Origin of the sequence: Methylobacterium hispanicum, assembly GCF_022179285.1 — a bacterium.
Lineage (GTDB): Bacteria > Pseudomonadota > Alphaproteobacteria > Rhizobiales > Beijerinckiaceae > Methylobacterium > Methylobacterium hispanicum.
Genome location: NZ_BPQO01000004.1, coordinates 75,833 through 89,577 on the forward strand (window position 1 = coordinate 75,833; position 13,745 = coordinate 89,577).

General features: G+C 69.1%; 15 protein-coding genes. 13 read left to right on the forward strand and 2 right to left on the reverse strand.

Annotation, left to right across the window (positions count from 1 at the left end; genetic code table 11):
* The first annotated feature begins 48 nt into the window (after positions 1 to 48).
* From MFF56_RS05965 to MFF56_RS06025, 13 genes are all read left to right on the forward strand, one after another.
* Positions 49 to 1,113 (forward strand): DUF8359 domain-containing protein, encoded by a 1,065-nt coding sequence (locus MFF56_RS05965; protein ID WP_238229690.1) that lies wholly within the window; start codon positions 49 to 51, stop codon positions 1,111 to 1,113.
* Positions 1,110 to 2,165 carry a DUF8359 domain-containing protein gene (locus tag MFF56_RS05970; RefSeq protein WP_238229691.1) on the forward strand — a complete coding sequence of 352 codons (1,056 nt, stop codon included), beginning with the start codon at positions 1,110 to 1,112 and terminating at the stop codon, positions 2,163 to 2,165. Before MFF56_RS05965 ends, MFF56_RS05970 begins: the two co-directional genes overlap by 4 nt.
* A 9-nt stretch (positions 2,166 to 2,174) precedes the next feature.
* Positions 2,175 to 3,248, forward strand: coding sequence for a DUF8359 domain-containing protein (locus tag MFF56_RS05975; protein WP_238229692.1), 1,074 nt, complete (start codon positions 2,175 to 2,177; stop codon positions 3,246 to 3,248).
* Between the two features lie 15 nt (positions 3,249 to 3,263).
* Positions 3,264 to 4,313, forward strand: coding sequence for a DUF8359 domain-containing protein (locus tag MFF56_RS05980; protein WP_238229693.1), 1,050 nt, complete (start codon positions 3,264 to 3,266; stop codon positions 4,311 to 4,313).
* On the forward strand, positions 4,310 to 5,407 hold the full coding sequence (locus MFF56_RS05985; RefSeq protein ID WP_238229694.1) for a DUF8359 domain-containing protein: 1,098 nt from the start codon (positions 4,310 to 4,312) through the stop codon (positions 5,405 to 5,407). Before MFF56_RS05980 ends, MFF56_RS05985 begins: the two co-directional genes overlap by 4 nt.
* Complete coding sequence (locus tag MFF56_RS05990; RefSeq protein ID WP_238229695.1) at positions 5,404 to 6,399, forward strand: DUF8359 domain-containing protein; 996 nt, start codon at positions 5,404 to 5,406, stop codon at positions 6,397 to 6,399. Before MFF56_RS05985 ends, MFF56_RS05990 begins: the two co-directional genes overlap by 4 nt.
* Positions 6,396 to 7,433 (forward strand): DUF8359 domain-containing protein, encoded by a 1,038-nt coding sequence (locus MFF56_RS05995; RefSeq protein ID WP_238229696.1) that lies wholly within the window; start codon positions 6,396 to 6,398, stop codon positions 7,431 to 7,433. The genes MFF56_RS05990 and MFF56_RS05995 overlap by 4 nt, the downstream gene beginning before the upstream one ends.
* Positions 7,430 to 8,524, forward strand: a complete 1,095-nt coding sequence (locus tag MFF56_RS06000; protein ID WP_238229697.1) for a DUF8359 domain-containing protein — start codon at positions 7,430 to 7,432, stop codon at positions 8,522 to 8,524. The genes MFF56_RS05995 and MFF56_RS06000 overlap by 4 nt, the downstream gene beginning before the upstream one ends.
* Positions 8,525 to 8,581: 57 nt before the next feature.
* Positions 8,582 to 9,676, forward strand: a complete 1,095-nt coding sequence (locus tag MFF56_RS06005) for a M50 family metallopeptidase (protein WP_238229698.1) — start codon at positions 8,582 to 8,584, stop codon at positions 9,674 to 9,676.
* A 126-nt stretch (positions 9,677 to 9,802) separates the two neighbouring features.
* Complete coding sequence (locus MFF56_RS06010) at positions 9,803 to 10,006, forward strand: TraR/DksA C4-type zinc finger protein (protein ID WP_238229699.1); 204 nt, start codon at positions 9,803 to 9,805, stop codon at positions 10,004 to 10,006.
* A complete protein-coding gene (locus tag MFF56_RS06015) occupies positions 9,999 to 10,802 on the forward strand; it encodes a hypothetical protein (RefSeq protein WP_238229700.1) in 804 nt (267 codons plus the stop codon). The genes MFF56_RS06010 and MFF56_RS06015 overlap by 8 nt, the downstream gene beginning before the upstream one ends.
* A 192-nt stretch (positions 10,803 to 10,994) precedes the next feature.
* Positions 10,995 to 11,840 carry a type IV toxin-antitoxin system AbiEi family antitoxin domain-containing protein gene (locus tag MFF56_RS06020; protein WP_238229701.1) on the forward strand — a complete coding sequence of 282 codons (846 nt, stop codon included), beginning with the start codon at positions 10,995 to 10,997 and terminating at the stop codon, positions 11,838 to 11,840.
* Entirely contained in the window at positions 11,837 to 12,829 is a 993-nt protein-coding gene (locus MFF56_RS06025; RefSeq protein ID WP_238229702.1) for a nucleotidyl transferase AbiEii/AbiGii toxin family protein, read from the forward strand. Before MFF56_RS06020 ends, MFF56_RS06025 begins: the two co-directional genes overlap by 4 nt.
* A 169-nt stretch (positions 12,830 to 12,998) precedes the next feature.
* Here MFF56_RS06025 and MFF56_RS06030 read toward each other — a convergent pair whose 3' ends face one another.
* A complete protein-coding gene (locus tag MFF56_RS06030; RefSeq protein WP_238229703.1) occupies positions 12,999 to 13,235 on the reverse strand; it encodes a hypothetical protein in 237 nt (78 codons plus the stop codon).
* A gap of 61 nt (positions 13,236 to 13,296) precedes the next feature.
* Entirely contained in the window at positions 13,297 to 13,740 is a 444-nt protein-coding gene (locus MFF56_RS06035) for a hypothetical protein (protein ID WP_238229704.1), read from the reverse strand.
* Positions 13,741 to 13,745 lie beyond the last annotated feature (5 nt).

Genomic DNA, 13,745 nt, shown 5'->3' on the forward strand with positions numbered 1-13,745 from the left:
TCAAGGCCTCGCCCGAGGCAGCGTCCGGATCTCGCCAGGCCGAACCGCATGATTGTCGAAGTCGACGTCAGATACCGCGCCAAGGTCCGCCTCCACGGCGAGCGGGCCGAGCGTCTGCGCATCGTCCAGGAGCGGGTCCCGTTCGAGGTCCTCGAGCTGACCGGCGCCGAGGTGGTGTGCCGATGGAACGCGCCGACGCTCAGGTCCGCCTTCGCCGGCGACCACGAGACCACGACGAGCGAGGTGTTGGGCGCGGACGGCGGCTTCTACCGCCGGGTGGCCGGCCGCCCCGGTTCTCCCGACACGCTGCGTGCGATGCTTGAGCGGCAAAGGGTGTTCGCCGTTCCCGACGGCGACGAATTCGATCTCGCAGGGGGCGTGCACAGGCCGACCGAGACGGTGGATCTCTCGAAGGCGGCCGTCGCCGCGATCGAGTCGCACGACCGCCGCCGCTGGGTCGGGCGGCTCGAGAAGCGCATCGCCGGTTTCGCCCTCGTGGACGGTGCCTTCTGCCGGCGCAGGAGCGAGCCCGTGCTGGTGGCCGGCATGAACGATGCCGGCCTGCCGGGACGCCTGTACATGGAGCGGATCGGTAGGCCGGTGGGCAGGCCGACGGTCGTCCTCGCGTGGTCCGACGACGTCCTGGACGGCTCGGCCGGACGAGGCGTGTTCCGGCTGGACCGCCTGGACGCCGCCGTCGCCTTCGCGGCCGCCTATGCGGGGGGTCCAACGGACGACGTGAAGGTTTCGGCACGCTTCGAGCTCCTCGCGCCCCACCTCCTGCGGCTCGACGACGAGGTTTTCGCCCTCTCGGCCGCCGCGCGGCAGGCCGTCCGGCACATGAGCGCACATCTCACGGACCTTCCCCGTCCCATCGTCGACGCGGCCTTCGATCTGCGGGACATGCTCTCGACCTCGGTCGTCCGGCACGATCTCCTCGTGGACGCCGTCGGGCGGGTCGTCGAGAATTTGCGCCCGATCGTCGAGGACCCCGACACCGAGCGCGACGTCCACACCCTCCGGCAGGTGCTTGAGGAGATGGACGAGGCCCTCGAACGCGTCTCCGCGGCCCGGCCGACCGAGACCGCATCCCCTTGGATCGCCGCGTCATGAAAGACACGCTCATCGAGGTCCCCTTCGGCTACGCCCTCAAGGGCAGGAAGAAGGGGCAGCGGAACGACCGCGACTACATCCGCGAGACGACCGTGACGGTCGCCATCGCCTCGCCCGACGCCGACGAGGCGCCGGTGGCCCTGGTCTGGCACCGCCGCGGGCGCTGGGGCGACGAGGGTTTCCAGCACCCCGCGCGCGACTTCCGGTTCTTCGCCGGCCGGCTCTGGCGGCCGGTCGACTTCGAGAACGGTTACGACAAGCCGGATTCCCAGATCGTCCGGTCGGAGTTCCTCGACGCCGTCGCCCGCCGCGAGGACTGCGCCGCCAACCTGCTCCAGGCCGGCGCCCGTCGGAGCTGGTGGGACTACGAGACCAAGCTCGACGGAGCGATCGACCTCGGGAACGCGCTCATCGTGTCCTCCTCCGAGGAGGACGCGGTCGCGGCGGAGATCCGCAGCAAGGCCGGGAAGCTGATCCTCGTCGACGGCAAGATGTACGGCGAGACCAGCGAGCCGATGTACGTGGTCGGCCAAGGCCGTTTCCAGCACAATCTCGGGGCGGAGGTCGTGCCGCTGCACACGATTCATCCGCCGATGGACGTAGCGAAGCACTTCCGGGCCGACCAGCTGCCCGAAGTGCTGGAGGCGATCGCCTCCCGCTTCTCGCGTCGGGAACTCGATTTCGACCCCGAGAACCCGGCGAGCTTCGTCGCGTACGTGCCGGATTGGGTCGAGGTGCGGGAAGGCTTCGCGCACGTCCTGACCTACCGGCACGACCAGACGCCTCAGCTGCTGGCGGGCGTGAAGCGGGCCCTCGAGTACCTCGGCAAGACGCTCGCGGACCAACCCATCCCCGTCCTCTTGGCCTTCGGCGAACTGCGCGACGCCGCCGCGCGGGGCGAGCCGGGCGCCCTGGTGGCGGATCGGGCGGAGGTCCTCTGCGACGCGCTCAAGCGGGATGCCTTCGAGGCGAAGATGCTCCGGGAGGAGATCGAGAAGTTCAGGATCGCTCCGGTGGCCGACGCCTCCGCCCTTGCCGGCCCGAAGCCGTAGGAGGCGGAGATGCCGCTGGTCGAAGTCCCCTTCAACTACAAGGTCTCGGGGGCGCCCAAGGGGAAGCGCAAGCTTGAGGACTACTCCTTCGCCGGTCGCATGGCCGTGCAGATCGACGGTCCGACCGATGAGGAGGCGCCCGTCGTGCTGCGCCGGCATCGTGGCGTGCCGGGCGCCTCCGCTTCTGCGCCGGCCAGAGACTACCGGTACTACGACGGGCGCCTGTTCTCCGGCTACCTCGTCGCCCGCGATGAGGCGTTCGGCCTGCCGATGACCGTGGACGAGCTGCTGGAAATCATCGGGGCCGGCACCGGCTGCGGCCGCAATCCCCTCTACGACGGTATCGACAATCTGTTTCGCCGTCCTCTTCGCGAGGACGAGGAGATCCGCCGCACGATGAAGGTCGACCGATCCTGGGAGGACGAGGTCGCCTCGGAGATCGCCCGGCGGGCGCGGGACCTGATCGTCGTCGACGGCATCGTCTACCGGCACTTCCCCGGCATCGAGCCGATCTACGAGATCGTCCCCGAGGCCGCGTTGGACCGGGACGAAGGCGTGATCCTCGCGGGCACCGTGCATACCGTTCCGGTCAGCCAGTTCGCCGACGATCCCGCGGAGATCGACGTGCGCCGCCACTTCCGCGTCGACCAGTTGGCGGAGGCGCTGGTCGCGTGCTCGGCGGCCAACGACCGTTTCGAGGATTGGGATTCGGACGACCCGGCGTCCTTCATCCATGTCGTCGGCGAATACGTCGAGGTCCTCGACCCGTCGGCACTCGCGTTCCGTCCGAGCCAAGGTCCGAGGTTCCTGAAGTTCGCCCGCTCCCTGGTCGCGGACCATGCCGATGGCTTGGCCGGAAAGCCGGTCGGCTTCATGGTGGCCTATGCCGGCATCAGGGACGCCCTGACCCGGAAGGCCGGAGCGGCCGAGGTGGCGCCGCTCGTCCGGGCGTTCGCCGAGGAGATGGATCGGACGCCGGGCCGCAGCCCCGGCTTGGTCTCCCACGTCGTCGGCGAGGTCGATGCCTTCGAGCTCTCTCCCGAGGACGAGCCAGCGGCCCTGCCGGTCGCCCGCGCCGCCTAGGAGACCGCCATGCCGATGTTCGAAGTCCCTTTCGCCTATACCGCGCAGACGGTGGCCCTCGGCAAGCGCAAGCTGGTTCCGACCACTCTGATGTCTTCGGTGATGGTCGAGGTCGCGTCCGTCTCCGCGGAGGAGGCGCCGCTCGTCCTGCGCTGGCACCGCTACAACTGGGGCCGCGAGGACGAGCTCCAGCCGCCATTCGACTACCGCTTGCACGGCGGAGATCTGTTTTTGCCCGTATACTACGAATACAGCGGCCGGCCGGACCACCACGTCGATCTGTCCGAGGCCGTCGCCGCCGCCGGTCAGGGGTACCGGGGCAAGTTCAACCCGCTCGCCGCCGGCGAGGAGTTCCACCGCATTCCCGCGGATGCGCGGCGCCGGGCCCGGGACGTCGACGGGATCATGACGATCCGGTCGAGCGACGAGGACGAGATCGCCGCCCGCATTCGCGGGAAGGCCGCGGATCTGATCGCCGTCGACGGCCTGCTCTTCCGGCGCACGCAGGACGCGGAGCCGATCTACGATCTCTCGAATGGCCATCTCAAGACGGTCAAGCTCGGGAGCGTGAAGCCCGACCACCGGGACGTACGCACCCACTTCCGGGTCGACCAGATTCCCGAGGTGCTTGAGGTCCTGGGCGCATTCGAGGGCCAGGACGAGGGCTCGGCCGAGATCGATCTCGACGATCCCGCCACCTACCGGGGGCGGTTCCGCGAGTTCGTCGAGGTGTTCGACGCGGGCGTCCTCCGGTACCAGCCCGACCAGGGCCCGAAGCTCCTCGCCTACGCCGCCAGCTTGGTGGCGCGCGAGAAGGACGGGATCGCCGATGCGCCCGTTGCGACCATGGTCGCCTACGCGGCCGTCAGGGACGCGGTGAAGGCGGGGGTCGCAGCGGACGAGATCTGCAGCCTCCTGGAGCACTATGCGGAGGTCCTCGCCGCGGGAGCGGCAGCGGACGGTCCGCACTGGCGGCAACGGCAGATCGTCGCCGAGACCACGACCTACCGCATGAGCCCGATCAACGAGAGGGAGCCCGCGGCCGACGCGGGGCCGAGGCCATGATCGTCGAAGTGCCTTTCGTCTACGAGGCGTCCGTCACCCCGAGGGGCAAGCGCAAGCCGGTCGATCTGCATCTGGGATCGTCGGTGGTCGTCGACGTCGCCGGCGTTACGGCGGAGCAGGCGCCCGTCGTGCTGCGGTGGCACCGGCGATCGGCAGACGGCGACGAGGGACGACCTCCGATCGAGTACCGACGGAGCGGCGACGCGCTGTTCACGCCCGTCTTCGTCTCGCACGCCAGGGAGCCGGATCGCCCCGTCGCTTTCGACGAGATGGTCGAAGCCGCGCGGGCTGGGCATTCCGGTCGCGACAACCCTCTCTTCGCCGGCGAGGGCTACGGGTACCGCAGCCGACCGGACGATCCCAAAACGGCCGAGGATCTGCCGGGCGCCGCGTTCCACTCGTCGCAGGAGCAGGCTGTCGCGGCCGAGATCCGGGAGAAGGCGGCCGGCCTTCTGGTGGTCGACGGGCTCGTCTTCCGTCGCGCCCGGGACGCCGAGCCGATCTACGAGCTGCATCCCTACACTTGGTACGACCGCGCCCAAGGCCATCAGATGCGGAGCTGCTACGTCGACACGAAGGTCCTAGGCGCGATCGCGCCTGCGGACCGGGACGTGCGTCGGCATTTCCGGGTCGATCAGATCGCCGAGGTCCTGAGCGCCGCACAAGCGCATGGCGCCGTGGACGCGGGCTGGGATCACGACGATCCCAAGACCTATTCCCAGGTGGTCGCAGAGCCCGTCGAGATCCTCGATCCGTCCGCGCTCGCCTATCGCCCCGACCAGGGGCCGGCCTTCCTCAAGTTCGCAGCCCAGATCCTGGAGTCCGACAAGGGCGACATCGCCGGAGCTCCCCGCGGGCAGATGATCGCCTACGCCGATCTCCGGGACGCGATGCGGGGCGGCGCGCGCGCCGGCAAGGTCTGCGATCTCCTCCAGGCGTACGCGGCCACGCTGGCGCCGAAGCGGGAAGACGACGGTTTCTGGGCCGAGCACGTCGCCGAACGCAAGGCCGACATCGCGACCGAGATCGAAACCTTCAGGCTCGCCCCCATCCCCGAGGAGCCCGCTCCCGCCGTCGAAGGACTGAAGCCGTGATCATCGAGGTTCCCTTCGTCTATTCCCGCGGCGCGAGGCAGCCGGGCAAGCGCAAGTTCAAGCCCGCGTTCCTTCGTGGAAGCACGCACGTCCGTCTCGAGGAGGTCGCGGCCGAGGACTTTCCCGTCGCGTTCGAACTGCTGACGCGCGACATGAGGACCGGGGAGTATCGGCCGGGCGACGAGATCCGATACCTCGGCGGCTCGTTGTATCCGCCGATGCTCGGCTACGGCGGCGAGCGGCACGCCACCGTGGACAACGTGATCGCCCACCATGCCGGCGGCTGCACGTCGGCCATCGGTCGCCACCTTCCGCAGAGGGAGCCGACCTTCGGCCGCGAGATGGAAGCGCTGCTGGAGCTGGACCCTCGGGATCCGGGCGACGAGGCCGAGATGGCCGCGCTCGCAGCCAGGGGAGCCGAACCCGTGCGCATCTGCGGAGGCAGGCTCTGGCGGGAGCTGAAGGACGAACTCCTGCTCGTCGCAGAGCCCGAGGACCGGTTCAATCCCCCGCAGGTCACCATCGGCTGGCGGAAGAACCTGGAGGCGAAGGTAGGCCCTCTCGACTGCGAACGGCACTTCCGCCTCGACCAGCTGCCCGAAGCCCTGCTCTCGCTCGGTCTCGACGTCGATCCCGACGATCCGGCGAGCTTCGGGCCGCACGTTCCGCACCTTCCCGTGATCCACATTCCTTCGGCGATCAGGTATTGCCACGACCAGGGGCCGGCTTTCCTCAAGGCCGTGCGCAAGGCATGGGACGGCTACGACTACACGCGCGCATCGACGGCCGTGCTTCGGGTCTACTCCGAGCTCGGACGCCGGCTTCCGCCCGACGCGCGTCCGGAAGAGCTGCTCGAGCCGTTCCGTTCCTTCGTGGAGGCAGTGGAGGTCGGCGAGGGCCTGCGCCGGGCAGACGCTTGGCGCCGCGAGATCGACAAGTACGAGGCCAACCCGGCCCAGCACGCGTCGGAAGCGACGGGGCCGAGGCCATGAAGATCGAGGTCGCCTTCGAGGCCTATGCCAGCGCCAAGCTTCCCGGCCAACGGAGGTTCCACGACGTGCGGCTTGCATGCACGACCTGGGTGGAGGTGGCGGACGTGCCGACCGGACCTGCGGTCCTGCGGTTGACGCGCCCCGCGGGTGTGCCCCTCGAGTTCCGCCGCCATGGGGACGGGCTGATCCGCCCCTTCGAGATGGCGCACGGCTCGTCGGCGAGGAAAGGCGGCCCCGTCATGAAGGCCGCAGGGCTCGCCGAGATCGCGCTGACGGCGGCGGGGCCTTTCAACCCCTTCGTCGTCGGCCTCGGACTGCGCAGCTGGAGTGGCAACGGACCCGACTACTGGGGGCGCAGATCCCTGCTCGATGGGGACCGAGCCTCGTTCGCCGCGGTCGAGCGCTCCGACGAGGACGTCTGCCGCGCCCTCGTCGCGCGGAACGCCGCCCTTCTCGCGTTGGTCGACGGCCAGATCTGGCGGAGATCGGCCGAGCCCCTCTACGCCATCGGCCACAAGACCTACGAGGACTCGCAGGCGGGACGGATGACCGCGTGGGTCGAGATCGACGACGAAGGATCCGGCATCAAGGAGATCGGCCGGCATTTCCGCGCCGACGATCTGGTCGACGTCCTATCCGCGGTCCTGCCCGACGGCGAGTGGGACGCGGAGGATCCGGCGACGTTCGCGGATCGGTTCCTCAACGTCGTCGAGGTGCTGGACCCTTCCGTTCTCAGGCACGCGTACGATCAGTTCCCCGCTCTGAAGCGGGCCCTCCGTTGGACGATCGAGAGCGTCGGCCGCGACCTCGCGGATCTGCCGTCGGCCGCCATCGTCGAATGGACCCGGGTGCGGGACCTTTTGCCCGACGTCGCTTCGGGTCGGGATTTCGCCGAGGCCGCTTGCAGGCTGGCCGAGGCCCTTGCCGCCGCGGGATCGGCAGAACCCGCGGAATCGATCCGCAAGGCCGTCGATCTCTGGCGGCTGTCGCCCGTGGTCGAATCGACCCGCCCCGCCATCGGACCCCGCACATGATTCTGACCGTCTCCTACGCCTATCCGATGCGGGGCAGGCTGCCCCGGCAGAGGACCGACCGGCCGTACTACGTGGCCGACCAGGTGATGGTGCGCTGCGCGGCCCCCGCCGAGCACGAGGCGCCCGTCGTGCTGCGGTGGCACCAAGCGACGCCGCTCGGCACGCGGCCGGACGCCGAGGCGCCGGTCGTCGAGTTCAGACTGTTCGAGGGGCACCTCTACCGCACCGCCATCCGGAAGGAGCCCTGGTCCGACGCCGACAGGAAGGTGCTGACCCCGCACGGGGCCGTCGCGCTCGCCGCCGACCGGGAACATCCGCACAACGTCTTCCTCGGGGGCGCGGGCGAACTGGGGGAGTTCGGGGGCGCGCGCAATCGGGAGGTCGCGGGCGTGACGCCGGCCGACGAGGTCGAGGACGTGATCGTCAGCGTCTCCGGGCGCGAGCGGGTGCTGGCGGCCATCCACGCGTTCGCGGAACGGACCCTGTGGATCGGCAACGAGGTGATGGTCCGCTCGGGCGAGCCCGTCTACCTCCTGGAGGAGGCCTGGGGCGAGCGCGCGCGCCGCGTGAAGGTGCGCACGACCGACGACTTCGGCGTCCCGAGCGACGCGGACTATCCGTGCGCCGAGCAGATCGTGCGTGCGGACGCGGTCCACGACGTCCTGGCCGCCGCCAGCCGCGGCGAAGGCGAGTACGACCCGGACGATCCGTCCACCTTCCGTCACATCCTGCCGGGATACGTCGAGGTGCTCGATCCGAGCGTCCTCTCCTACGTGCACGACCAGACGCCGGTGTTCCGCCACCGGGTGAAGCGGGCGGCCGACGCCCTGTGCGACCGCATCCACCTCGAGCCCGTCGGCGTGATCACGGCCTGGGCCGTGCTGCGGGACGCGACAAGGAACGAAGACGGAAATGCAGGGACGCTCGCCGATGCCGCCCGCGGGTACGTCGCCGCCGTGCAGGCGGCATATCCGGCGGAAGGGCGCCGCCTGAACTGGCGCGCCGAGACGGTCTCCCGGGAAGTCGAGCACTGGGAGTACGCCCCGCTCGCCGGAGCCGAGCCCGCTTCTTCGGGGCCACGGCCTTCCTGAAGCAATGGCCTTCGCCAATCGTCGGGTCTATGCTGCCCGACGCAAGGAGCGATCCCGATGTTCGAAACCCTGTTGGCGACGGCCGCCTACGTCTTCCTGATCTCGACCGTCGTCGGGATCCACGAACTCGGCCACTACCTCGCCGGCAGGGCTCTCGGCGTCCAGCCCGTCGAGCTCTCCATCGGCTTCGGACGACTGCTCTTCTCCCGGACCGACGCCCGCGGTTGCCGATGGGCGTTCAGGGCCATCCCGATGGGCGGCTACGTGAAGTTCCTGGGGGACCGCGACGCCGCCTCCTCGGGATCGGTCGAGGTCCCGGAGGCGCAGCGTCGCCGTACCATGGCGGGCGCCGGCCCGGGCCCGCGCGCCATCATCGCGTTCGCCGGCCCCTTCGCGAACTTCGTCCTGACCTTCGTCGTGCTGACCGGCCTCTATTCCGGCGTCGGCCGGCTCTACACGCCCGCCGTCGTGGAGGGCGTGCTGCCGGGATCGGCCGCCGAGGCGGCGGGCTTCCGGACGGGCGACAGGATCGTTGCGGTCGGCGGCGTCGCAGTCTCGCGCTTCGAGGACATGCAGTCCCTGATCGTGGCCCGAGCGGGGATGCCGACCGCCGTCGAGATCCTGCGCGAAGGCTCCGGCCTGACCCTGAACGCCACGCCGGCCGCGACCCAGGTGGAGGACAATTTCGGCCGCCGGCGCGAGATCGGCCGGATCGGACTGAAGGGCGGAGCGCGCGTGTTCGAAACCGTCCCCGTCGCGTCCGCCTTCGCCTACGGCATCTCCGACATGGCGTTCCTCGCGCGCCAGATCGGGCAGATCCTGCGCGAGACCTTGGTCGGCGAGCGCCCCGTGGATCAGCTCGCGGGCCCGGCCCGCATCGCGGAGGCGGCGGGGGACGCCATGCGCAGCGGCTGGGCGAACCTCCTCTTCCTGGTGGCCTTCTTCAGCATCAATCTCGGCCTCATGAACCTGCTGCCGATCCCCATCATGGACGGCGGCCTGATCGCGCTTTGCGGCGTCGAGGCCCTCCGCGGCCGTCCGCTGGGCGAGAAGGCGCAGCGCGTCGTCACCGCGACGGGTCTCGTCATGGTCGGCTGCCTGATGCTCGTGGTCGTGGTGAACGACTTCCGCTACCTGATCTCGAGGCTCTGAGACCGCAAGGCGCCAACGAAGGAATGAAACGGCGATCGAACCGCTTTACAGTCCCGGCGGCGGCCCATAGCATCGTTTCATTCCTTCGTAGAGCCGATGGTGGAAGCGGTGGCCGACGACGTCGACATGATCCAGCACCTTGACGATATGGCGATGACCGGCAGGGTCGCCGCCATCCGCGCACGCACGGAGACCAGGGAACTCGCGCCCGAGGATTGCGACGACTGCGGCGAGGACATCCCGATCGAGCGCCGGCGGGCCGCGCCCTGGACGCGCCGCTGCGTCCGCTGCCAGATGCTGGCGGAACGGGCCTTCGGCGGCCGTGCCTGAAACCTCTCTGGCGGACGATCTGTCCAAGCTCGCCGGTTCGCTCACGCTCTCGCACGAGCACCGGCAGATCAAACGTCTGCTCGGCGAGGCCAAGCGCTTCCGTCTCACGCCCTCGGCCGTGGCCGCGATCGACCGAATCGTGGATCACGCGCCCTGGACGATCGAGCACAACCTCGATCTCGCCGCGCACCCTGCGGAGCGGCCGATCTGGATCGAGTTCGGCGACGCCCCGCGTCGACGGGATGGTCTCGCCTTCGCCGGGCACGAGGTCGACTGCGTCGGCTATCTGCTCGCGCAGTCTCCGGTCGATCCGGACGCGGCCGTCGTCGTCGTGGCCTGGAGGCTCGCATCGGGCAGCGTGCATCACGCCTTCAGCGTGGCGCACTGGCACAGGATGGATCTCGTGACCCATGCCGCCCATGCGCGGCACCGCTACAGCCGGATCCGCCTCGAAGCCCTGGCCAGGATGATGTCCCTGTTCCAGGTCTCGACCCCCCAGGGGCTGAAGGAGATCGTGCTGGAAGCCCATCTCGGAGAAGACATCCGGATGCGGCAGGTCGCGCTCATGGACAGCCGCCTTGCCGCGTCGGGCGAGATGCCGTTCGCATTCGGGGCCCTGGTCCTGCTGGCCGACCGGCTTGCGGCCGCTGCCGCCGCGGACGGATTCGTAGGCGTCGATGCCGTTCCGGCGCGACGGACCGCCCTCCTGCGGCTGTTCGACCGGATCGGTCGGCGGCCCTCGCCGTCGTTCCTCCGGCGACGGGGCCGGGCACCAACCGCATCCCTGGTGGCGTGACCATGGCCGCACTGCGCCATCTGGTACATGGATCGTACCAGATGGCGCAGCGCCAGGGAGAAGGCTCGGCGCAGTCACCTCGCGCCTGACTTCGCATGACTGCCTCATCTGGTATGGAAATCGTACCAACTACGGCAGTGGCGCGTGAGGATTTTCATCGCGTTGCGCTATCTGGTACACAAGGTGTACCAGATGACGGAGCGAGGCGTGGCGGGCGAACCCGGCAAGGTGGAGCGTTTCCTCTCCCGGTATCCCGTGTTCACGCGGCAGCAGTTCCGCGACACGGTCGGAGCCGGGCAGGCGACGAACACGCCAGACAGACTGCTCGGCTACCACGTGTCCGCAAAGCGGATCATGCATGCGGCTCCAGGCGTCTACGCCGCCGTGCCGCCGCATCTCGATCCCGCCTCCTACATGCCCGACGCCGTCCTGGTCGCGTCGATGATCCGGGACGACGGCATCCTCGCCTACCACTCGGCGCTCTCCCTGCACGGCCTCGCCTATTCCGAGGGCGGAGAGATCCAGGTGCTCAGCTGCGGCAGACCGGGGCATGTCGACACCGTCTGCGGTCCGGTCCGTTTCGTGACGCAATCGGCCGCCCTGAGACGGGCCGAGCGGGAGAACGACGGCATCGAGACCATGGACAGACGCGGTCTCGACGTCCGGGTCACCGGGGTCGCACGTACGATCGTCGACTGTCTCGAGCGACCCGATCTGGCCGGCGGCCCCGAGGAGATCGGCCACGCCCTGGGCTCGGTCGAGTTCGTGGACGTCGAGGCCGTGCTCGACACGACTTTTGCGCGCGACAGCCGTACCTTGGCCGCGCTGGTCGGATGGTGGCTCGAGCGTCGACGGGAGGATTTCCTGGTCGACGACGAGTCCCTGGCCCGCCTCCGGGAGGTCGCTCCGTCCGTGCCACGGCCCGTCATGGGCGTGGACCCGGACGCCGGCGTCCGGCTCGGAGATTGGAACCTGATCGTTCCCTCGGAGCTGGCGGGGCCGGCGTTCGAGGACGTGGACCCGGGGATGCGGCCGTGATCTCGATCGAACGCCTGGAGCGGATCGCCTCCGAGCACGCCTTCCAGGCCGCGACGACGGAGCGGGTGATCCGGCTCACGGACGTCCTGCAGCGCCTCGCCAAGGATCCGGTGGTGGGCAAGGCGACGGCGCTCAAGGGCGGGACCGCGCTCAACCTGTTCTATCTCGGTCTCGACCGGTTGTCGGTGGACATCGACCTCAACTTCGTGGGGGCGTCCGACCGCGAGACGATGCTGAAGGACCAGAAGGTCGTCAACGAGCGCATCCCCCGTCTCATGAAAAGTTGGGGCTACACGGTCACGCGCGATGCCTCGGCGGAGCATGCCGGCGGCAAATGGAGGTTCCGGTATTCCTCGGCCTACGGACGCCAGGGGACGCTGGAGATCGACGTGAACTACCTCTACCGGACGCCCTTCTTCGGCGTTCATGCGCTCGACAGCTTCGACCTCGGAGGTTACGCCGCCCGCAACGTCCAGGTCGTCGACCTTCATGAGATAGCGGCCGGCAAAATGGTTGCTTTCGTTGCGCGCAGAGCTTCCAGAGACCTCTTCGATGCTTGGCGCCTGCTGCATACCGACGGCATCGATTGGGCTCTCGTCAAGAACGCCATGTGCGCGATCGGCGCGGCGTCCCGTGATCTCGACTGGCGCAACGTCGGTCTCGACGGCTACGACTACGACCTCAACGATTTCCAATCGAAGCTCTTGCCTTGCGTGAAGCGCGGCATGATCGAGGAGGCCGGTGGCGCCGACGCGTGGTGCCGGCGCGTCCTTGAGGAATGCCAGGACCGCCTGTCCGATCTCTACCGGCCCGACGAAAGACAGATGCGCTTCCTCGACCTCGTCTATGAGGAGGGCCGCGTGGACGCCACCCTGCTCGACCTGCCCGAGACCGTGCAGGCGAACGTCCAGACGTTCCCGGCCCTGCGCTGGAAGGCCCACAACGTCGCGAACCACGTTTCCCGGAGCGCGCCTGGTCCACGCCTGTGAGCGGTCGTCGACATGGCCCGCGCGCTCGGACGGGCCGGAAAGGATCCGTTGCGGACCGACGCTCGGGCGCGGCTCCGGCTGCGGAGCCCGCTGGGGCGGCGTCCCGTCGCCCCAGCGGTGGGCCACCGGCGCACGAGGCGATCCCGGCGCCGCGCGGAGCGGGCGGGCCTCAATACAGGCTCCGACCGGTCTTCTTCCGGAACTCCGCTTCCGAGGCGTAGCGCTTGAAGCCGTCGGTTCCGAGGGTCTCGATGGATCCCCCGAAGATGCGCCGGTAGCGGATCCAGCCCGCATTGATGAACGTCGGGTCGTCCTTGAGCCGGACCGCGATCAGCTGATCCCTGATGTCTTTGAGGACGCACCAGATGAGATAGCCGACGACGAAGATACCTGCATAAGCGTCCATCGCGTCCTCCTGCAGCGTGGGTCAGCCGGCCAAGGCCCCATTCCGCCACGTCGATGTTGGGTCAGTAGCAATTCGCGACGCGTTCATTGAGCGTGACCTTCCCGAACAGACTCAGATCGGACAACTCGTTCGTGCTGAAGACCGTGAGTTCCACGACATCGTCCCTCTTCATGTTCAGTTCCCGCCACGTCACGACGTTGATCATCTTTCCTTCGCTGAGTGCCCACGCGGCGAGATGTGCGTTTCCTTCGACGGGGTCTTTCGCGGTCAGCCGAAAAATGAGGGCCTCCTGCGACCCGTTGCGCTTGTTGAGGATGCGGCAGGAGATGGGGGAGGGGGAGGGGGAGGCGGAGGCGGAGGCGCTCGGACGGGCAGGCGCATCGCCCGTGGATAGCGCCGCGTACCGGCCAGCCACGTTCTGCGCGGAAGCGGGAAGGGACGAGGCCGGCATCATGGCGGCCAGAGCGAGCGGGAGTGCGAGAAGAGAGGCGTGAAGCTGGCGCATGGCGG